Genomic DNA, 19670 nt, shown 5'->3' on the forward strand with positions numbered 1-19670 from the left:
GTGGCCGCACCACGCGCGCCGGCCGCGGCGCCGGTGGCGATGTTGGCGGCGTTACGGGCCGCGCCGGCGGCACCAGCCGCGATTGTCGCGGCGCCTCGGGCGTTGTTGGCTTCGGCCTGGGCTGCCGCGGCGTGCGGGCCGCCACGAGCCGCTGCGGCCATGGCGTCCATCGCGTGGGCACGGGCCTCGGCCGCGCGCTGATCGCGTTCAGCCTGGTAGGCCTTGTCACGGCTGGTGTTGGCGTTGCGTTCCTCGGTGCGGGCGTTGGTTTCTGCTTGCGCCGCAGCACCATCCGCTGCCTCGGCCTGGCCTCGGGCAGCCGCCGCGATGCCTGCCTGTGTCTCGGCTTCGCCCCGCATCGCGCGCGCGACCGCGGCTTGCTGCTCGGCCCGGCCCCGGGCTGCGGCGGCGGTGGCGCGCTCGCGTTCGGCGATGGCCCGCTGGGCCGCGGCGGTCGCGGCTTCGCGTTCGGCGATGATCCGCTGCTGCCGGGTCCGCTCAGCAGCCGCCCACGCCTCTGCCTCAGCCTGCTCAGCAGCCTGACGCGCGGCCTTCGTACGGGCTGCCGCGTCCTTGGCTGCTTCCATTTGCACGCGGGCGGCTTCGGCGAGGTCGGCTGCGGCGCGGGCGTGTGCTTCGGCGGTCTGGCGCCATTTCGTGGCTTGTTCGGCGTGCCGCTCGGCCCGTTCCTGGGCGTTGCGGGCCTGGTCGGTGAACGCCGCCGCGTCCACCGAGTGCGACGCGGTCTCCACCGCGGAGACCGCAGCCTGAGCAGCCTGGGACATACCGAACGCCATCTGCGCCCACTGCGTGCCGTAGGGCAGGCCGGTTTCGACCAGCACCTCGGCCTGGACCTGGGCTTGGACGGCCGCGCGGCGGGCGTCGTCCGCGGCAGCACGTGCGTTGCCCAACTGGCGGGCGACCTCGGCTTTCACCCCGTTGAAGGCATCGACCGGGTGGTGGCCGCCCGCGGTGTTCGCGGCCAGGATCTGCTCGGCCTTGCGGGCTTCGTTGCCCGCCAGGATCAGCGCGTTGGACGAACGCTGCAACGCGCGGATGCCGTTGCCGTGTTCCACCACCAGGATCCGGCGTGCCTCGTTGGCCCGAGCGGACTTCTTGGCCAGCTCCGACAACGCCTCGGCCGCTTTCTGCCGGGCTTCCTCGTCGGCGAGGAACTTCTCCCGCGCCTCGGCGTCCTTCCTGGCCGCCTCCAGATACCCGGTGGCGAGGAACTGTTCGATGGCGGCGTCACCAGCATCCAACGCGGCCTGTGCGGCGCGTTTGACCTCAGGACCACCCGCACCGAGCACCATGGTCACCCGGGCGCGGTTCTCTTGGGCCCGCTGCTGCACACTTTGCGTGGCGGCGGCATCGCGTTGCTCGGCAATGGCACGGCCATAGGCCAGGAACTGCACACGGTCCAGATCGGTGCCCGCCAGCACGCGGTCCACTTCGGCCCGCAGGTACGGGCCACCGGTGCCGCGCAACGGCTCGATCGCGGCCCGGTTCTCCAGTGCGACCCGGGCTTTGCGCTCGGCCGCTTTCTGCTCGGCCACCCTCTTGCCGCCGTTGAGGAATGCCATGATCCCGGTTCGCCCGAGGTCGAGCGCTGCCTTGGCGGCGTCGCGGACTTCCACGTCCTCGGCGAGTTCGGCGTTGTCGGCCACCAGTTGACGCAGCCGTGGGTCGCCGGTGTCCGGGACACCGGTCGTGCCGTCCCATTCCTTGTACGGGTCGGGCGGCATCGGCCGCGCGGGCGGCGGATCCTCAGCAACACCAGCCGTAACGGCAGGAGCCGCCTGCGCGGGATGCACCACACCCGCGAACACGGCGAACGTCAACGACGCCGCCACCGCTCTTCGAAGAAGTCTCATCGTTTATGTCGATCCCCTCAGAAACGTACAAACAAGGCCCGGCACCCGCCAGAACGAGTACCGGGCCCTGGAAAACAACGGACGGGTCAGCTGGCAGGTGCACCCCAGATATGACTGCTCCGAGTCCGATGTCTGCCAACGGTCCCGGATCGCACCGCCTCATGACCCCTACACGCGAACGTTTTCCGTTCGGCTTCAGTCGTGTTCGGACGCTATCCGCCGCAACAGTTGCTGTCCCAGGAAAAGACGCCATAACAATGGCGGACAGCAGGGCAACGCGTCACCCCTGAACCCCCCTTGACAAGTCGACAGAGCCCCCCGGCTCGGTCCCTTGCGGACCGTAACCCACCAGGCGCTCGGCGCACAAGGAAAAGGGACACCATTACGAAAGTTCCGGCAGACGGCGTAACCGCCTGCGGTAAAACGGGTCTGTCACGAACCGCACCGTTGTGGCGGCCTTTGGCGGTGCGGTACGGACCGGTTCGGGCCGCCTGAGAAGCGCGTCCAGACGCCACCGTGCCGTATGACGAGACCTGAGGCGTCGCGTGTACGACCTTGATCAGCGGTCGCGTTTGGACAGTGCCGATCCGGGCACTGGTCCTTCACGTCGCGGGCGTGAACGAGGGCAAAGTGAGGGCCGAGTGAGCCGGTCGTCCCTCCGCGGCGGGCATGGTGCTGAGGTTGCGCAGTCTGTCGTTGCGTTGCGCCAGGGCCTCGGCGGTGGTCGGGAAGAGTGTGGCGCCGCCTTCGCCGACCAGCCCCTGGTTCAGGGTCACGAACTCACGGGTGCTGTGTTCGTAGGCGGCGAAGCCTTCGGCGTGGTCCCGGTCGGCGAGGGAACCGGCGAGCATGTACGCACCGACCAGCGCGAGGCTGGTGCCCTGTCCGGTGAGGAACGAGGGCGCGTACGCGGCGTCGCCGACCAGCGCCACCCTGCCGCTGGACCAGGAGGGCATGCGGATCTGGCTGACCGCGTCGAAGAACAGGTCGTCCGCGTCGCGCATCGCGGCGAGCATGCCGGGGACCTCCCACCCGGCGTCGGCGAAGACCGTGGCGACCAGGTCCCGTTGGGCGTCCAGGTTCCGGAACGCGTGGAACGGCGGTTCCGGCAGAGCGAGGTTCAGGAAGGCGTGCACCTCGTCGTCGTCCCCTACGGCGTAGAGCGCCGCGGCCCTGCCTGGGGCGTTCCACATCACGGTCTCGTGCGAGAGCCCGAAGGTGTTGCGCATGGTGAACACCGCGAAGCAGTAGCCGAGGTATCGGTGGAACTGCTCTTCGGGGCCGAACAGCATCTCCCGGGTACGCGAGTGTGTTCCTTCCGCAGCGAACACCATGTCGAACGTACGGCTGCCGCCCCCGTGGAAGGTGACGTCGACGCCGTGGTCGTGCTGGTCGAGGGAGGCGATCGAGTCGTTGAACAAGAACTCCACGTCGTCTCGGACCGCCGCGTGCAGAGCGTCGGTCAGATCCCCGCGCCGCACCTCCAGGTCCCGCCCCGCGACACCGCCGGTGACACCGTGGGGGTGGACCGAGGCCACCTCGCTGCCGTCCTCACCGAGGAACGTCAGCCGGCGCAGGTCGATGTGCGCGTCCCGCAGCCGGGGGAGGATTCCCATCCTCCGGACGACTTCGAGTGCGGTGCCGCGCACGTCGATGGGATAGCCACCGCTGCGCGGTGCGCTCGCCTTCTCCACCACCGTGACCGCGTATCCGTAGCGGTTGAGCCAGAAAGCCAGGGCCGGGCCCGCGATGCTGGCCCCGGAAACCAGGACCGTGCGCCTCGGCGTACGGACGCCTGCTTGATCGGTGCGGGTCATTCCTGGACTCCTTTGCCTTGGGTGCGAGTGACCAGCAGGGACAGCGCCGTGACAGCGCCGGCTATGAGAAAGCCCGCGACGAAGGCCGATTCGGCCGGGACGTCCGACCCGGAAGGGGTTCCGGCGGTCAGGATCGCGCCGCTGACCTGAACACCGACGGCGAAGCCGAGCACGCGCGTCACCAAAACCAGACTGGTGGCGATGCCGGTGTCACCCTGGTCGACGGATGTGGCGGTGCTGGTCACCGTCGCCGTGACGCACAAACCGTTGGCGAACGCGATCACCGCCTTGCCGACGACGAGGTGCCAGATTTCGGTGTGTACGGCGGCCAAGGCCATCAGGGACACGGCCATCATGACGATCCCGGCGGTGAGCACGGCACGCGAGCCGAAACGCCGCGCCGCGATACCACCGATCGGCCCGGCCAACGACGCGGCGACGGCGCCGGGGAGCAGGAAGAAGCCGATCTGGGTGGCACTGGCCCCGAACCCGTACCCGTCGGCGGAGACCGCGAACAGTTGCGGGACAAGGTAGACCGCCCCCGAGGTACCGACACAGATCACGAACGTCAGCACGCACGACTTCCACACCGCGGGCCGTGCGAGCATGCGCAGATCGACCATCGGCGAGGCCGCACGACGCTCGACGGCTATCCAGCCGGTCACGAAGGCGCCCAGCAGCACGATGAGGGCGCCGAGCACGAGCGGCTGCGACGCGATGTCGGCCGCCAGTGCGAGGACGAGCATGAGCGTGACCAGCGTCCCGCTCAGCAGTGCCAAACCTGGCCAGTCGATTCCGGCGTCGTCCGGGCGGCCCGGCGGATCGTGCGGCATCAGCCGGTTCACCAGCAGGGTCGCCCCGATGACGGCGATCGTGGGCAGCGCGAACATCCAGTGCCGGGACAGCTGTTCGGCCACAGGCCCGGCCGCCAGCGTGCCCACCATCCCGCCACCCACGAACAGCCCACTGACCACCCCGATGGCCACCTTGGACTCGCCCGCGGGGAGGTGTTTGCGCACGAGGATGAACGACAGCGGCAGCGCGCCCACCATCGCCCCCTGCAGTACCTGGCCTGCCAGGAGGACGGGCAGGTTGGGAGCCAGGGCGGACACCATGCCGCCGACGCAGACCACCGCCATCAGCCGGATCAGGACCCGTTTCCCGCCGTAGCGGTCACCGAACTTGCCGGCGACCGGCGTGACGAGCGCGCCGGTGATCAGGAGCACGATGCTCAGCAGTGCCCCTTCGGCGGGGCTCATGTCCAGCTCGCGTTGCAGGAGCGGAAGTGTCGGCGTCACCACCGACTCCAGGGCGCCGGTGGCGACGGCCAGCAGGCCGAGAGCCCCGACAGCGGCCTTTCCGATGCGGACCGTCCCGGGAGCAGGGGTTGCGGTCATGGACGTCACACTCCGTTCCTGTGTGGACGTGGTGGCTCAAGGCGCGTGATGAGCGGCGTGATGGGCGGCCAGGACGTCACCGCCGAAGTCGGTCTCCGGGTCCCGCCACACGGCGTGGGCGTGGTTGACACCGCGGTGGACGTTGGTCCACTCGATCAGCAACCGCGGGCCATGCAGGCGGTAGTAGTGCGGTTCGCCCGCCGTGGTCGAGCCGGCCCAGGCGAGGTGCACGGCGTCCAGCGCCGCCGGGTCGTCGTAGCGGGACATCGGGGACACTCCGTCCGGGACGCGGCCGAGGTAAGTGCCCAGCAGGGCCCGCAGCAGTTCCCGTTGCGCGGCGTCGAGTTCGGCGCCCGGCACGCCCTTGGGCGTCGGGGTGAGGGCCAGCGCCCGCTGGTTCGCGCCGTCGAGGCCGGTGGCCGGATGCTCGGCACGGTCCGGGATGTGCGGGCCGGGGCGCCAGAGTTCGCTGCGCTTCACCACACGGTCGCCGATCCTGGTGCTGTTGCCCGCGACGATGTCGTTCGGGGCGCGGGGCAACAGGACCGCGCGGGTGGCGAGTTCTGGGCGCAGGGAACGGACCAGCTCGCGGGCCAGGTCCTCGGACGTTCCCAGCGGGCGCAGCTTCGCGCCGCCCAGCAGCGGTGACGCGGCCGGGTCGGCACCCAGGAAACACGGTGTGGTGGCGGCGACCCGCCCGTCCACCACGAGGTTGTTGATCGAGACGTGGTGGCCGCCGAACCGCCATCCCCACGGCCGCCGTCCGCCCGGTTCACCGAAGACCCGCAGGTAGTACATGCCGGGATCGCGGGTTCGTTCCCTGCCCCAGTTCACCGAGAAGCCCTCGGCGCGGTCGAGCACGTTCTCCAGGCCGAGCACGGTGGCCACAGTGGTGTACCCGGCTTCGGACAGTCCGCTCGCGACCAGTCGCATCACCAGCCGGTGCTGGGCGGGGCGCTGCTGGTGGAACGTCAGGCCGCCGTGATCGGTGGGCGTGTAGAACCAGCGGGTGCGTTCGGCCTCGGCTTCGCCACCGGCGCCCGGCGGCGGTCCGACCGCCACCCTGCGCTGGTCCGCGTCCAAGGAGTCCAGCCACGCCTGGGCCGCCTCCGCCATCCGGTGGGCGACCTCCTGGCCGGCGTCAGCCACGGCTGCGGAGCAGGATCGGTCGTGGGGGCGCCGTGCTGTTCATGTCGCGTCCACTCCGAGGAATTCGCGCACCCAGCGGGCGATCTGGTCCGGGAACTCCACCGCGATGCCGTGCCGCCCACCTTGGATCGACCGCAGTTCGGCGTGGGGAATCTGGTGTTCCATCAGGACGGCGCCGGTGTAGAGCGCCAGCCGATCGTCCGTGCCGTGCACGACGAGGGTGGGGGCGGTGATCTCCCCGAGCCGGTCCCGGACCTCGTGCTGCCGGGCGACGTCATGGCGGCGGGCACTCTGCTCGGGAGTGCGGGCGGTGAGCGTCCGGGCGCGCCGCTCGCCCGGATATTCGGGCGTGAAGAAGAAGTCCGGGGCCGCGATCACCCGCTCGCTGTGGGTCATGTTCAGGAGTTCGTCGATCGCCTCGTGGTTCATCGCGAAACTCGGCGTGGTGGCGACCAGGATGAGGGACGCGACCCGATCGGGATGCCGGAGCGCGGCGTGCTGCGCGAGAGCGCCGCCGAAGGAGGTGCCCAGCAGGTGCGCGTCGCGCAGCCCCAACGCGTCCAACAGGGCGACGAGATCATCGGCGAGGACGTCGAACGTGTAGGGGACCGGTGGGTTCACGGTGATCCCGGAATCGCGCTGGTCGTAGGAGATCGCCCGAATTCCCGGGCCGAGGTGCGTGCGGAGCTTCGTGAACTGGGTGCGGTCGCTTTCGCCGCCGTGCACGAGGACAAGCGGCACGCCGTCGCCGCCGCTGTCGATCACCCCGACTTCGAGATCACCCGCTCGTACGGTCGAACCGGCCGTTTCGGCGGGTTCGTGCATCTCCTGTCGCGTCGCCACCGCTGCTCCCGTGGTTGAAAAAAATGTGACTGCCGTATGACTTGAGACGAATCTATCACATTCTGGCCGACGTCGTCTTCTCTACCGAGTAGGTACAGAGTGCGGCGACGGCGGCACATCAGGCGTCATGCCCGAGAACCACGTGCAGGTGCTACCGCAGGAGGAGACGGCGAACGTCGCCCAGTCCATCAGCCCGGAGGCGGGCGATCAGCCGACCCGCGCCCACCCACGCAACGCGCCGCAGTACGCCTCGGTCAGCCGGGTGATGACCTCCCGGCGGGAAAGGTCCGTCTCCTGCATCAGGTCCTGGACCTCGCGTGGATCGAAGATCATGTTGCCGAGGAACAGGGCGTATTCGAGCATCCCGGCCGGCAGCCCGATGTCGTCGAGCAGTCCCCGCACAGGCTCGCTCCAGGCGTCCCGCGTGGCGGCGATGATCTCGCTCCCGTTGTGCAGCCGCTCCAGGAAACCCCGCCGGGACCGAAGCTGGACCAACGCCGGGCCGTGCTCGGCTAGCAGATCCACCCACTTGTCCACGACGGCATCGAACAGCGGCCGCCCCTGCGCGGTCGACCTCGCGGTGAAATCCCCGAGCTCCTCGACGACGCTGAGGACGTAGGCCGCGAGCACCTCCTCCATCGAGGAGTAGTAGCGATAGGCCGTGGCCGGACCGATCTCCGCGCGGGACGCGACCGCCTGCATGGTCAGCTCGTCGGGTGCCTCCCGGGCGAGCTCGCCGACGGCCTCGAGGAGGCGCCGGCGGTTGCGGCGGGTGTCGCTGCGCAACTTGCGTTCCCCACGTGGGGCCGCCTGCTGACCGGACACGGGCCTCCTCCCCCTGGTAGAAGTGCAGGCAAAGGGTATCGCTTCCCCAACGCGGTGCGTACTTCCGCCGGGTAGGCGACCCGGTCTCGGTCAGGAGTTCGCGACGCCGAGGTGCCGGACGATGCGGGCCAGCCCGGTCCGCAGGTCGTCCTCGGCGGCCGCGAACGAAATCCGGATGTGCCCCTCGCCCGAAGGGCCGTACTCCGCGCCGGCCCGGACCAGCACCTTCCGCTCGGCGAGCTCGCGGGCGATCTGTTCGGAGGGGCGGGCGGCGTCGTAACGGAGGAACCCGTAGAACGCGCCCTCCGGGGGAACCAGGTGCAGGCCGGGGACGTCCGACAGGTGCGCGACCACCAGTTCACGACGCTGCCGGTACGTGTCCACCATGGCGTCCACGACGCCGTCCGGCAGATCGAGGGCGGCGAGGGCCGCGTGCTGGACCGCCGTGTTCAACGAGCCGTTGAGGGTCCGATGCACCTGAGCCGCCGCGTCCACCACTTGGCGCGGCCCGGTCAGATAGCCCACGCGCCAGCCGGTCATCGCGTATGTCTTGGAGAACGTCTGCACGTACACCGTCCGGTCCCGCAGCGATTCGATCGCCAGCGCCGAGGTCCACTCGTGTCCCGGGTAGACCAGCCGGTGGTACGCCTCGTCGCTGACGACCAGCACGCCGGAGCCGTCGAGGAGGTCTCCGAGGGCCTTGAGCTCCTGCTCGCCGTGCACGATGCCGGTCGGGTTCGAGGGATTCGAGAAGATCATCATCGTGGCGCCGGGAAGCGCGGCGGCCAACGCGTCGAGGTCCCAGTGCAGGTCTGGACCGAGCGGGACGAAGTCCACGGTGCCTCCGGCGAGGACGACCAGGTCGGCGTACAGCGAGTAGGCGGGCTCCGGGATGACGACGCGGTCGCCGGGGCCGACCATCGCGAGCACGACCGCCGCCAGCGCGGCGGTGGCGCCGTGGGTGACCACGATGTCGTCCGCGCTCGACGTCCGGCCGGGATGGGCGGGTAGCCGGGACGCGAGCGCGGCGCGCAGTTCAAGCAGGCCCTTCTGGTCGGCGTAGTGGGTGTTTCCCATGCGTAAGGCGGCCGCGGCGGCCTCGATCACCGGCGGCGGTGTCGAGAAGTCCGGCTCGCCCATGGCGAGCGAGACGGCACCAGGCGGGGCCGGGGTGAGGGCTGGACGCCGCGAACAGCGGCGCAGTTCCTCGATCCGCAAGGCGGTCATCGAGTCGCCACCGGGCGGTCGGGGCGTGCGGCGAGGATGCGCCGCCGTAGCGCCTCCTCGTTCTCGCCGATCCCGTCGAGCGCGTCGACGACTTCCCGCACCCGGTGCCGTGGGACGACGACGACACCGTCCGCGTCACCGACGAGCACGTCACCTGCCTCCACCACCACGCCGCCGACCGCCACTGGGGCACCGATGGCGCCGGGCCCGTTCTTGAAAGGTCCGGCGGGGGTGACCGCCCGCGCGTACACGGCCAGGCCCATGTTGGACAGCGCCTGGACATCGCGGACCGCACCGTCGACCACCGCGCCCACGACCCCGGCGTTGACCATGATCTCGCCGATGATGTCCCCGACCAGCGCACGGGTCACGTCGCCCTGTCCGTTGACGACCAGGACGTCGCCCGGCCGGGCTTCGTCGAGCGCTCGGTGGATGGCCAGGTTGTCACCTGACCGCACGTTCACCGTCAGAGCGTTGCCCAGGAGCGCGGCGCGCCCGGTGAGCAGCCGGATGCCGCCGTCCAGCACGGTCATCCGCTGCAGCGCGTCACCGACGTTGGCGGCCGGGACTTCCCCCAGCCTGCGGATCTCCGCCGCGGCCGGGCGAGGCCAGCTCGGAGCGATGGACACGCTGTCCGTCGCCGCACCTATGAACATCACGAAGCTCCATCCTCAAATAAGACATCTCTATCAGATGAGATGACCATAGTCTCCCGTGATGCCCGGCTACAACGGTTGGCCGCGAAGCCGCGCCATGGTGTTGTTGGCATCACGAGATACGTCAGGAGCGGCGCCGGACGGGTAGCAGATGCGCATGAGGCGTCGCCACGTCACAGACGTTCGCCGGGCAGGCACGTGAGAACCGACGTGCGTGGGCGGGCGCGTTACTACTTGGCTTTGCCTGATTCCTTGCTGATGGACTCCTGATAGATCTCCGCGTAGGTGCGCGAGTCCTTGATCAGGTCGTCGCAGAAGGCGGCGACGTCGTCGCCGATGAGTTCCAGCACTCCCGTGCCGGCCGCGGCGCCCTCCTCGAAGAAGTCGACGATTCCGGAGAGCAGGTTGCCTTCGGTCAGGTCGACCGGTCCGACCTTGAAGAAGTACTTCTGCATCTCCTGATAGACGATCTGGTAGTCCCGTGGCAGCGCCTTGACCCGAGCCACGTGCGCCCGCCACTGCTTCTTGCCCTCGATGATGTCCTGGATGCCCACGTCAGCCTCCCAGCCTGCCCAGTTTTCTCGCGACATTCCTGTTCAACTGCTCGCGCCACCGGTCGCGATAGCTCCGCGCCCCTTCTCCGCCGGCCAGTGCCGCGCAGAAGCCCGGGATGTCGTCACCCAGCACGTCGTGAATGCCCTGGCCGTCCGCCGCTGTCTGTTCGAGCAGCCCCAGTGCGCTGTCGAGGACCGGCATCAGGTTGCGGCCCGTGAAGTTCCCGTAGGGCAGGAGCTGGAACTTGATCTGGTTCCACGCCGCCCGGTAGTCGGCCGGCAGAGCCCCGGCCCTGGCCTCGAACGCCTTGAATTCCCTGGTGAGATCGCTGCCTGTGATGGTCTCCCAGAAGTTCATCGCCCGCCCTCCCTGAGCTTGTCGATTCGCGATGAGAGGTACTCCCATTTCGCCCAGAACCTCCCGAGTTCTTCGCGCCCCGCGTCGTTGAGCGCGTAGAACTTGCGCGGCGGACCCATCTCGGACGGTCGTTTCGTCACCTGGACGAGCCCGTTCTTCTCCAGTCGCAGCAAGATGGTGTAGACCGTCCCCTCGATGACGTCGGCGAAGCCGAGTTCGTTCAGCCGGCGTGTGATGGCGTATCCGTAGGTCTCTTCGTTGCCGATGATTTCGAGCACGCAGCCTTCAAGGGTGCCCTTCAGCATTTCCCTCAGATCGTCCACCACCGGCCCCTTCGATCCTCTCGGTACTGCGTGATACCGAGTACTACTATAACGTACCACGGAGTAGTGGCGAGTTGGTCTGCTTGTCCAAGACTCATGTGACAGCGCCGTGTGCCAGGACAGCGTGGACGGTTCATGACCGAACTGGCGAGCGCTGTGGTTGTGCCCCTGTCGACTTCGAGCTTCGGGTCCGTCCTCATAGGACATTCGATGGCGGTTGTCGCACACCTCACCACCGCTTGCGCGGCATGGCCATCACCCGGTTGCGCACCGGGCCTTTCGGCGCGCGGCATGGCCCAGTGGACTATTACTCGGTGGCGACACGTCTGAGCTTGCTGCGACACTGGTTTTGTGGCTGACGGGTGGCGGTCGGAGACCTACGGCGGGATCGAGGTCGAGGTTCCCGCCGAGTGGGGGTTCGGCACCAGTAGATGGCCGTCGTGTGTGAGGCAGCCTCCGTCCGGATACGTCGGTCGTCCGGGTTCTATTCCCCTTGTCGGGTGCATGGGCAGAGTGCCGCCGTTGCCGGACCGGGTCCCGTACCTGTGGTTCGACGGGGTGTCGGCGGAGCCGTCGATCCATTCGTTCGATGGCGGATGGGTGGAGGAAAGCCGGGACGTGGCCGGAGTGCGGGTCACGGTGCTCACCGATGACGACGCGTTGCGCAGCCGGTTGTTGCTGTCTGCCCGGCCGGTCGCCGACGACACCGACTGCCCTGCCCGGCATCGGATTCTGGACGGGATCGAGGCCCGGCCCGATCCCGGGCCAGGCGGGCTGGCGGGGATGGGCCGGGTCGAGTCCGTCACGATCTGCCGTTACTTCCTTGGCGAGCGCTCGGGAAATCCCGTGCTGTCGTTGAGCCGGCGCACCGGGGAGACCGCGGAGCGGCTCGTCCGGGCGATCCTGTCGGCACCGCGGGGGAGTGGGCCGAACACGCCGGGAAACTGTGTTCCGGAAGCGATGTACGGTCGTGAAGCCCAGGTGCTCATCGTCCGTGACGGCGTACGTGTCCAGCAGGTGTTCGTGCGGTACAGCGGATGCGACGGACATGGTTTCGACGACGGGCACACTCGCCGGTGGCTTACCACGGACACACTGGAGATCCTGCTGGCCGGTCCGCACCGGGTACTCGGCGGCCTGCAGTCCGCGGTCGCCAGACTCCGGTGGCCAAGCCGTTTCGACCCAGCTCACCCCTCGTGAGTGTTTGTCAGGGTTCTAACCCTGACAAACACTCACGAGGGGGCTTTTTCTGTGGTGTGACCGTAGAGACTTCCGTGCCGCACTCGCCGAAGATCACGCCAGCGGGGAAAGCCGCATCCGGCCGGTACCCGCCAGGTTCGATTCGACCGACCCGGTGACCAACCGGGACCTTCGCGAGAACCACGAGGTGATCAAGCATGACGAAGATCGGTAAGGCACTCGGGGTGCTGGCCGCGGCCGTGGCGCTGCCCTTGGCGGTGAACGGGACCGCGTACGCGGACATCCCGTTCAACCAGCCGATCAACGGGAATGCCACGTACTACGACAACTCGGGCTACGGCGCGTGCGGCACGTGGATCAACGCCGCCACGGAGATGCTGGTCGCGGTGCCCGCCTCGTACTGGACGTCCCCGAACCCGAACAACGACCCGCTTTGCCGGGGTGTCTCCGTGCAGGTGACCTACAACGGGCGGACCATCACCGTCCCGGTCAAGGACAAGTGCCCGAGTTGCGGCAGCGGGCACATCGACCTCAGCCGGCCGGCGTTCGCGCAGCTCGCCGACCCCAATCTGGGCAACATCCCGTTGACGTGGAAGTTCGTCAGGTCCTGACGACGAAGCACGACCGTTGCCGGCTCCCGTACCGGCGAGCCGGCAACGGCACGGGCGACGAGGGGAGACGTCCATGCGATCTGTGCGCTACGTGGTCATCCTCATGCTGGCAGTGCTGGCATTCGGCGCCACGCCGGCCGCCGCGGTGTCGGCGACGAAAAAAGGCGTGAGCGCGCTCAATTTCACCGGCGTCACCACAGCGCTCGCCGATGTCCGGGCGGGCTGGTACTACACGTGGTCGTCGAACACGCAGGGCATCACCGCGCCTCCGGGCGTGGAGTTCGTCCCGATGATCTGGGGCCCTGGGTCGGTGACCGACGCCGAGCTGAACCAGGCGAAGGCCCTGGGCACCACCCTGCTCGGCTTCAACGAACCGGACATGGCCGGTCAGGCGAACATGCCGGTCGAGCAGGCACTCGACCTGTGGCCCCGGCTGCAGGCGACCGGGATGCGGCTGGGCGCTCCGGCCGTCGCGTTCGGCGGCGACCGGCCCGGCGGCTGGCTCGACCGGTTCATGAGCGGTGCGGCCGCTCGCGGCCACCGCGTCGACTTCATCCCGTTGCACTGGTACGGCAGTGATTTCTCCAAGGCGGCCACGGATCACCTGCGGGGTTACCTGCAGGCGGTGCACGACCGGTACCGCAAACCGATCTGGCTCACCGAGTACGCGCTCATCGACTTCACCGGTCCGGTCCCGCGGTACCCGAACCAGGCCGAGCAGGGCGATTTCGTGCGGAACTCCACCGCGATGCTGCAAGGCCTGCCGTTCGTGGAGCGCTACGCCTGGTTCACGTTGTCGACCAGCACCAGCCCCACCGGGCTGTACACCGGCACGGCCGCCAACCAGTCCGGCGCCGCGTACCGCGCCGCCGGCTGATTCGGCTTGAGAGCAACGAGATTCCCTGTGGTCGGACCATGCCCAGAGTGGTCTGTACCACTGCTGACGCGCCTGTTCACGACAACCCGGAGGAACAATGCGCAAGATGCTGTGTGCGGTGATCGCCGTGATCGCCGCACTGGTAGCTGTGACGCCCGCGGCCGCGGCCGCGGACCATACGGTCACCTTCGTCAACCGGTCCGGTCAGACGATCTGGATCGGCAGCGGTGTCAACGCCGACGGCTCGGTGAACTTCACCCGGCTGCCCGTGTTGCAGAACGGGCAGTCCGCGACGGTCACGATCCCCGAGTCGAGCGCCCCGAATCACTGGCGTGGCAAGTTCTTCGCCCGGCAGGGCTGCACCGGCGAGGCGGGCAGCACGTTCCGCTGCAAGGTCGGCGACTGCGGGCCGTTCCCCGACCGGTGCACCACCGGAGAACAGCCGGCCAGCCTCGCGGAGTTCAACTTCGACCGCAAGGACGCCCTGGCTCCCTGGTACAACGTGAGCTACGTCAACGCGTTCTCCTTGCCCGTCACCATCGAGCCCCGTGACGCGTCGGCGCCGCCCGGCTCGAAGGAGTGCGAAGCGGTCGGTTGCTCGCAGAACCTGTTGCCGTTCTGCCCGCCTGCGAACCTGACCCGCTGGGACGACGGCACACCGATGCTCTGCACGAACCCCAACCGGGACGCCAAGACGCCGTACAGCGACGCGATCTCGTCCCGGTGCCCCAAGGCGTATGCCTGGTCGAAGCAGGACACCGAGCCCGGCAACCAGGTGATGCGCCAGTGCCGCCAGTGCAGCGGCTTCACCGTGACGTTCCACAGTGGAAGGTAGGAGTCGTGGTCCGACGCATGCTGACCCTGGTCGCCGCCACGGGAGCGGTGCTGGCCGCCGTGCTGCAGGCGGCTCCGGCCCAGGCCACGGTAACGGTCCAGACCATTCAGGATGACGTGGTGCGGCTGACCAACGCCGAACGGCAGAAGGCCGGTTGCCCACCGCTGACTGCCGTGGCTCAACTCAATGTGGCCGCGCAACGCCATTCCGAGGACATGGCGGCCAAGAACTTCATGGGCCACACGGGTTCCGACGGCAGCACGATGGTGACCAGGGTGGAACGGGCCGGTTACACCGGATGGCGGAGCCTGGCCGAGAACGTCGCCGCCGGGTACCAGACCGCCCAGGCCGTGGTGGCGGGATGGATGAACAGTTCCGGCCACCGCGCCAACATCCTCAACTGCGGGTTACGGGACATCGGGGTCGGCCACGCGACGAATCCCAACAGCACCTACGGCGTCTACTGGACGCAGAACTTCGGCACCCGGTAGCGCGGTCGACGTGCCCTCCCCGGACTGGGACGCCCGGGGAGCGCACGTAACGTCGGGATCGGGCAACGCGCTGTGACATTCCGGGCAGAAATCACCGTTGCCCGGCGGCATCCTGCCCGGAGGGCACAACAATCACCAGACGTGACCCAACCGCCGAGGGCCGAAGTGTCAACTGACATCGATGTCACACCCGGCTCGACGGAGGCGTTGCCGCACCAGGGGGACGTCCCCGCGGTGGTCGTCCCCGGCGTCCACTCGCCGGATCGGTACCGTTGCCCGGCCGAACAGGCCATTCAGGTGGCACACCGGGGAATCCACCGGGTGGAGGCCGTTCAGCTCGCCGAGCGGGCGCTGTCCGGCGGACAGTGTGCGACGGACCCGAAGTGCGTCCGGCACGCCGTGCTGACGATGGTGTACGCCGGCGACCTGATGTCGGCTGAGGCGCATTGCGCTGAGGTGCTCAGACGCGTGGAGTGGCAGGCGGACGGACCCGTCCGGCAGGCTTTTTCCTTGCTCCGGGCGAGGATTCGTTACCTGACCGGTGACTGCGCCGGGGCGCGGGAGAGGCTGTCGCGCCTGCTCGGTGGCCCGGTGCATCCCGGCCTTCGCAGCCCGGCGGTGGCCTGGCTGGTCGAGGCGCTGGTCCAGCGGGACGAGCTCGGCCGTGCGGAGGCGTTGCTGGCCGAGCACGGCCTGCTGGAGTCGGTCGGGCCGCAGATCCCCGACCGGGCCGTGGTGATCGCCGCTCGTGCGGCCGTGCACCTGGCCGCTGAACGGTTCCAGCCGGCCGTGGACGAATACCTGGAGTGTGGCAAGCAGTTGGCGGAGTCGCAGATCGTCAATCCCGCCGTGGTCGCGTGGCGCTCCCGCGCGGCGCTGGCCGCACTCGGGACCCACCGCGTCGACCTCGCCCTGGCACTGGCCCACGACGAACTGCTGGCCGCGCGGCGGTGGGGCTCACCCGCCGCGGTGGGCGCCGCCCTGCACCCTGTGGCGATGCTGCAGACCGACGGCCGCGGCGCCGACCTGCTGGCGGACGCGGTGCGGTTGCTGGACGTCGCCCGTGCCCGCAACGAGCAGATCTGGGCCTTGTACGACCTGGGGCTCATGTTGCACAAGCGGGAGGACAACGCAGCGGCGCGTGCGAAGCTGGAGCTGGCGGGCGAACTGGCCGGGCGGGGCGGCAACGTGCGCTGGTCACGGCGTGTCAGCTCGGCGCTGACCAGGCTGCTGGCGTTCGGCGGGACCGCCGCACTCACCAAGCAGGAAGCCAGGATCGCCCGCCTGGCAGCGGCCGGTCACAGCAACAAGCAGATCGCGGCGAAACTGTGCCTCACGGTCCGGACAGTCGAGTTCCATCTTTCTGGGGCGTACCGCAAGCTCGGCATCTCCGGCCGCCGTGAACTCGGCGCGGTGCTGCCAGCCGTCTTCTGAGCGACCTGCCCCACCGCGACGTTTCGGCAGGCGTCAGCCGAGCTGCTCGGCGAGCCCGACGATGATGCCCTCGGGGCCGCGGACGTAGCAGAGCCGATAGACGTTCTCGTACTGCTCCAGTTCGCCGACAAGGTCGGCGCCGTGGGCGCGCAGGCGGGCGACGACGTCCTCGATGTCGTCGACGGCGAACATGATGCGACGGATGCCCAGCGTGTTCACCGGCGCGTGCTTGGGCTCGGCGCTGATCGCCTTCGGCGTGTGGAACTTCACCAGTTCGATCCGGCCGTGGCCGTCCGGGGTTCGCAGCATGGCGACGTCCTGCCGGACGTCCTCGATGCCGATGATCCGCTCAACCCAACGCCCCTCGACGGGTCCCTTGCCCTCCAGTTCCATGCCCAGTTCGACGAAGAACGCGATAACCGCGTCAAGGTCGTCGACGACAATGAGGACGTTGTCCATCCGCTGGATCGTCATCGTGGCTCCTTGATGTGTCTGTGTGGGTGTTCGGCTGAGATCCCGCCCGGGCCGTGGCTACACTTCCAGCGGGAAGCCCCTGGTGGTAGTAGGGGCGCACACGGCAGGGGTAGAAAATGGACGAATTGATCGAGCGCATTGACGTGGCCGGCACGCAGGTCGCCTTGAACGACTTCTTCGACCCGTGGGTGGACGGCCTCATCACGGCGAGCATGATCGGGCCCTCAGCCATCAACTGATCTCGGGTAACGCAGGGGATGACGTGCGCGTTCACGTTTTCCTTGGGCCGACCTTGCCCGGGCGGGACGCTGCGCGCGTCCTGCCCGGGGCAGTGCTGCACCCGCCCGCCGCGCACGGCGACATGCTGCGGCTTGGCTGCGAGGCAGGCGATGTCGTGGTGCTGGTGGACGGGTACTACCACCACAGTGCTTCCGTGCGGCACAAGGAGATCCTCGCGCTGGTGAGCGACGGCGTGCATGTCGTCGGATGCGCGAGCATGGGTGCGCTTCGTGCGGCCGAACTGCATCCGTACGGCATGGTGGGCAACGGCACCGTGTTCGAGATGTACCGCGATGGCGTGATCGACGGTGACGACGAGGTCGCGGTGATGCACGCCGAAGGCCCGGAGTACCGCAAACTCACCGTTCCGTCGGTGGCTGTTCGGCACGCGGCCGCATCGGCCACCCTGGCCGGTTGGCTCAGCGAATCCGACCATCGTGACATCGTCGGCATCGTCCGGAGTCTGCACTACACCGACCGTACCTGGCAGGCCGTCGAAACGGCCGCCCGCCAGGCTGGACGGCATGACCAGGTCGCCCGGCTGCGTTCGTCGATGGCCGGGCAACCGGACGTCAAAGCCCTTGACACGCTCGACACCTTGACGAAGATCGCGCGCCACGAACTGCCGGGAGACGGCGAACCGGGCGAGTGGGCGACCTCCCGGCACTGGCGCACCAGGTTCCTGGCCGAGTGGCGGACCGAGTTCTCAGTCACCACAGTGGACGGCATCGAGGTCGGCGCGGGCGCGGTGGCCCGGTACCAGCAGATCTACCTCAAGGATTTCCCCGCCCGGTGGGAAAGGCTTGTTCTGTCCACAGTGGCCGGCCCGGGTGCCGGGCTCGTGCCCCGGGCGCTGGCCGCCGCGGCACGGCAGGGACTGACGCCGGAGTCGATCACACCGGCACAGGCCGGCTACTGGCTGACACCGGCGGAGCGGACCGCGCTGTCCGGTGTGGACGCGGTGATCCGGATGCTGGTCCGTTCCCATGTGGCGCCCGCTCCGGCTCATCAGATCGTCGCGTTCGACCCCGAGGTCGTCGCCGATCCGGCGGCGCGGCGAGCGGTCGCCGAGGCGCAGGTGACGAACGCCAGGGTCGCGTCGTGGAAGAACGGCCAGAGCGTGGCGCATCTGAAAAGCGAGGTGCTGCACGCGCACCTGGCCGAGACCTGGCAGGCCGAGGACGGCGCCGCGCTGACCGCGGCGGCACGTGATCGCGGATTCGACTCGGTGGACGCGGCGGTCGCGGCGGTCCGTCCGTTCTTCCTGCGCACGGTGCTGCTGACCGGCACAAAGGCGGGTTGATGCCCGAAGCCAAGGTGTTCTTCACGGGCACGCACCGAACCCGCACGCCCGAACGGACGTGGGAGATCATCGAGCCGCTGCTGCCCAGGTTCGGCGTCACCCGCGTCGCGGATGTCACCGGGCTGGACAGCCTCGGCGTCCCGGTCGCGATGGGTGTGCGTCCGCTGGCTCGCCTGCTGGCCGTCTCCCAGGGCAAAGGACAGACGGCGGTGCTCGCCAAGGTGTCCGCGGCGATGGAAGCGATCGAGTTGTGGCACGTGGAGAACGTGCACCCGCCGGTCACCATCCCCGCGACGCCCGCCAGGGACCTGGACCTGCCCTATCCGGTCAGCGGGCTGCTGTCCGGGCCCGCCGCGCTGGTGACCGACCGGACGCCGGTGGACTGGGTCGACGCCACCGGGATGGTCACCGGAGACGTCGTGCCGGTGCCTTCGGTGGTGGTGTCACTGCCGGACGGCGACCGGCCATGGTCACTGCCGGGCTTCCAGTGGAGCAGCAACGGCCTGGCATCCGGCAACAGTCACGCCGAAGCAAGCCTGCATGCGCTCTACGAGATCATCGAGCGGGACGCGATCAGCGCACAGTCCGATGACACGCCAGGGCAGTACGTCGACCCCGCGTCGATCACCGACAGCCACTGTGCAGCGCTCATCGCCTCGATCGGCTCGATCGGCGCGACCCTGACCATCGAGCGACTGCCGAGCCGGTTCGGCGTGCCCTGCTACCGCGCCGAGGTCTTCAGTCCCGACTTCCCCATCGCCACAGGGGGGACAGGCGCGCATCTGGATGCTCATGTGGCCGTGTCCAGGGCGATCACCGAGGCGGTGCAAAGCAGGCTGACCGCCATCGTGGGCAGCCGCGACGATCTCCCGCCGATCTATCAGCTGGTGCGGCTCAGTGTTGAGGAGTTCGTCCGGCGTCAGGGCACGCCGATGCCGTGGGACGAGCTCGCCCGGACGGCCGCGGGTCCGTTCGACGACATCGGCGACGAACTCGACTGGATTTCCCGCCGGGTACGGGAGATCACTTCGGTCGAGCCGCTCGTGGCGGACCTCAGCACGGTCGAAGAGTTCGCTGTGGTGCGGGTTCTGGCACCGGGGACGCTGATCGACATTGATCGCGTGCACGCCCCGATGCGGTGAC

General features: G+C 68.9%; 21 protein-coding genes. 9 read left to right on the top strand and 12 right to left on the bottom strand.

Annotation, left to right across the window (positions count from 1 at the left end):
* From GC106_RS38350 to GC106_RS38400, 11 genes are all read right to left on the bottom strand, one after another.
* Window positions 1–1874: ALF repeat-containing protein (locus tag GC106_RS38350; RefSeq protein ID WP_173140752.1), on the bottom strand; the 1874-nt coding region annotated here is incomplete at its 3' end.
* 602 nt (window positions 1875–2476) lie between these two features.
* Window positions 2477–3691, bottom strand: a complete 1215-nt coding sequence (locus tag GC106_RS38355; protein WP_173140754.1) for an FAD-dependent monooxygenase — start codon at window positions 3689–3691, stop codon at window positions 2477–2479.
* Window positions 3688–5088: an MFS transporter gene (locus tag GC106_RS38360; RefSeq protein ID WP_173140756.1), complete on the bottom strand. Its 1401-nt coding sequence runs from the start codon at window positions 5086–5088 to the stop codon at window positions 3688–3690. Before GC106_RS38360 ends, GC106_RS38355 begins: the two co-directional genes overlap by 4 nt.
* Before the next feature lie 36 nt (window positions 5089–5124).
* Window positions 5125–6237, bottom strand: coding sequence for a DUF3500 domain-containing protein (locus GC106_RS38365; protein ID WP_173140758.1), 1113 nt, complete (start codon window positions 6235–6237; stop codon window positions 5125–5127).
* 39 nt (window positions 6238–6276) lie between these two features.
* Window positions 6277–7080, bottom strand: a complete 804-nt coding sequence (locus tag GC106_RS38370; protein WP_217281489.1) for an alpha/beta fold hydrolase — start codon at window positions 7078–7080, stop codon at window positions 6277–6279.
* 207 nt (window positions 7081–7287) lie between these two features.
* Window positions 7288–7905 (bottom strand): TetR/AcrR family transcriptional regulator, encoded by a 618-nt coding sequence (locus tag GC106_RS38375; RefSeq protein ID WP_173140760.1) that lies wholly within the window; start codon window positions 7903–7905, stop codon window positions 7288–7290.
* Between the two features lie 90 nt (window positions 7906–7995).
* Window positions 7996–9132 carry a pyridoxal phosphate-dependent aminotransferase gene (locus GC106_RS38380; RefSeq protein ID WP_173140762.1) on the bottom strand — a complete coding sequence of 379 codons (1137 nt, stop codon included), beginning with the start codon at window positions 9130–9132 and terminating at the stop codon, window positions 7996–7998.
* Window positions 9129–9788, bottom strand: coding sequence for an RraA family protein (locus tag GC106_RS38385; RefSeq protein ID WP_173140764.1), 660 nt, complete (start codon window positions 9786–9788; stop codon window positions 9129–9131). Before GC106_RS38385 ends, GC106_RS38380 begins: the two co-directional genes overlap by 4 nt.
* Window positions 9789–10018: 230 nt before the next feature.
* Complete coding sequence (locus GC106_RS38390) at window positions 10019–10342, bottom strand: DUF1048 domain-containing protein (RefSeq protein WP_173140765.1); 324 nt, start codon at window positions 10340–10342, stop codon at window positions 10019–10021.
* A gap of 1 nt (window position 10343) precedes the next feature.
* Complete coding sequence (locus tag GC106_RS38395) at window positions 10344–10700, bottom strand: DUF1048 domain-containing protein (protein WP_173140767.1); 357 nt, start codon at window positions 10698–10700, stop codon at window positions 10344–10346.
* Window positions 10697–11023 (bottom strand): PadR family transcriptional regulator, encoded by a 327-nt coding sequence (locus GC106_RS38400; protein ID WP_173140769.1) that lies wholly within the window; start codon window positions 11021–11023, stop codon window positions 10697–10699. Before GC106_RS38400 ends, GC106_RS38395 begins: the two co-directional genes overlap by 4 nt.
* A gap of 504 nt (window positions 11024–11527) precedes the next feature.
* Between GC106_RS38400 and GC106_RS38405 the strand changes: the two genes are divergently transcribed.
* The 6 genes from GC106_RS38405 to GC106_RS49555 all read left to right on the top strand — a co-directional run bounded on the left by GC106_RS38405 (window position 11528) and on the right by GC106_RS49555 (window position 16471).
* The gene (locus GC106_RS38405; RefSeq protein WP_173140771.1) at window positions 11528–12223 is read left to right on the top strand and encodes a hypothetical protein; all 696 of its coding nucleotides are present in this window, start codon (window positions 11528–11530) and stop codon (window positions 12221–12223) included.
* Between the two features lie 197 nt (window positions 12224–12420).
* Complete coding sequence (locus GC106_RS38410) at window positions 12421–12834, top strand: cysteine/serine endopeptidase inhibitor (RefSeq protein ID WP_173140773.1); 414 nt, start codon at window positions 12421–12423, stop codon at window positions 12832–12834.
* 73 nt (window positions 12835–12907) lie between these two features.
* Window positions 12908–13711 carry a glycoside hydrolase family protein gene (locus GC106_RS38415; RefSeq protein WP_173140775.1) on the top strand — a complete coding sequence of 268 codons (804 nt, stop codon included), beginning with the start codon at window positions 12908–12910 and terminating at the stop codon, window positions 13709–13711.
* Between the two features lie 97 nt (window positions 13712–13808).
* Window positions 13809–14546 carry a thaumatin family protein gene (locus tag GC106_RS38420; protein ID WP_173140777.1) on the top strand — a complete coding sequence of 246 codons (738 nt, stop codon included), beginning with the start codon at window positions 13809–13811 and terminating at the stop codon, window positions 14544–14546.
* A gap of 5 nt (window positions 14547–14551) precedes the next feature.
* A complete protein-coding gene (locus tag GC106_RS38425; protein ID WP_217281491.1) occupies window positions 14552–15037 on the top strand; it encodes a CAP domain-containing protein in 486 nt (161 codons plus the stop codon).
* Window positions 15038–15202: 165 nt separating this feature from the next.
* Window positions 15203–16471, top strand: a complete 1269-nt coding sequence (locus GC106_RS49555; RefSeq protein WP_173140779.1) for a helix-turn-helix transcriptional regulator — start codon at window positions 15203–15205, stop codon at window positions 16469–16471.
* Between the two features lie 33 nt (window positions 16472–16504).
* On the opposite strand, the gene GC106_RS38435 is transcribed toward GC106_RS49555, so the two are convergent.
* Window positions 16505–16945, bottom strand: a complete 441-nt coding sequence (locus GC106_RS38435; protein WP_173140781.1) for a VOC family protein — start codon at window positions 16943–16945, stop codon at window positions 16505–16507.
* 116 nt (window positions 16946–17061) lie between these two features.
* On the opposite strand from GC106_RS38435, the gene GC106_RS49040 reads away from it, so the two are divergent.
* The 3 genes from GC106_RS49040 to GC106_RS38445 are packed head-to-tail and all read left to right on the top strand — an operon-like array spanning window position 17062 to window position 19669.
* Window positions 17062–17184 (top strand): hypothetical protein, encoded by a 123-nt coding sequence (locus tag GC106_RS49040; protein WP_281368731.1) that lies wholly within the window; start codon window positions 17062–17064, stop codon window positions 17182–17184.
* 23 nt (window positions 17185–17207) lie between these two features.
* A complete protein-coding gene (locus GC106_RS38440; RefSeq protein ID WP_173140783.1) occupies window positions 17208–18527 on the top strand; it encodes a TfuA-like protein in 1320 nt (439 codons plus the stop codon).
* On the top strand, window positions 18527–19669 hold the full coding sequence (locus tag GC106_RS38445; protein ID WP_173140785.1) for a YcaO-like family protein: 1143 nt from the start codon (window positions 18527–18529) through the stop codon (window positions 19667–19669). Before GC106_RS38440 ends, GC106_RS38445 begins: the two co-directional genes overlap by 1 nt.
* Window position 19670: the final 1 nt, after the last annotated feature.

The sequence above is a fragment of the Kibdelosporangium persicum genome (genome assembly GCF_013280595.1).
Classification (GTDB): domain Bacteria; phylum Actinomycetota; class Actinomycetes; order Mycobacteriales; family Pseudonocardiaceae; genus Kibdelosporangium; species Kibdelosporangium persicum.